At 52.4% G+C, this 649-nt stretch carries 1 protein-coding gene; it reads right to left on the reverse strand.

Features of this window, described 5'->3' with window-relative positions; all coding sequences use genetic code 11:
* Window positions 1–540, reverse strand: a 540-nt coding sequence (locus J5224_RS33455) for a YeiH family protein (protein ID WP_264629189.1), incomplete at its 3' end; no start/stop codon positions are given.
* Window positions 541–649: the final 109 nt, after the last annotated feature.

Raw genomic sequence — 649 nt, forward strand, 5'->3', positions numbered from 1 at the left:
GGCGATAGTGCCGAAGATGACAACGGTGGCGACGGCAATCGCGACGCTGTCGCCCTCCGCCTTGACCGTTGGCGCGGTGGCGAGCACCGCTGCGGCGCCGCAAATGCTGCTGCCTGCACCGATGAGATATACTGTCTTGTCATCCAGGCCAAGCAGGGTTTTACCCAGATAGCAGGCAAGAAGAAAGGTGGATGTCAGCACCAATGCGTCAATGATGAGCCCGCTGATACCCAGTGCAGCAATATGTTGCAGGCTGAGACGAAAGCCATACAGCACAATGCCTAAACGCAACAGATGATGCTTTGACCAATTAACGCCATCATCACAGTAGCGTTGCAGGTGTGGATAAAGCGTGTTGCCGAGCAACGCGCCGCCAACCATGGCAAGGGTGAGTGAACCCAATCCCATGCGGGCAACCGAGGGCAGCGCGGCCAGTTGCAGCAAACCGACGGTCATAAGGGCAATAAAAAGCAAGCCAGGCAGCTTGCACAAAAGCGGATGGCTTGATTTATCGCCTTGAATTATAGAAAGAGATGCCATTGCAATACCTGTTTGAAGTCGAGCTAATCTGGGACATAGCCTATGATGAGTGGTCATAAAAGAGAAATTGATTATATGCTTATAACCTATTGCTATTTCCGGTAAGGGC

It is taken from the genome of Candidatus Symbiopectobacterium sp. NZEC135 (assembly GCF_025962695.1).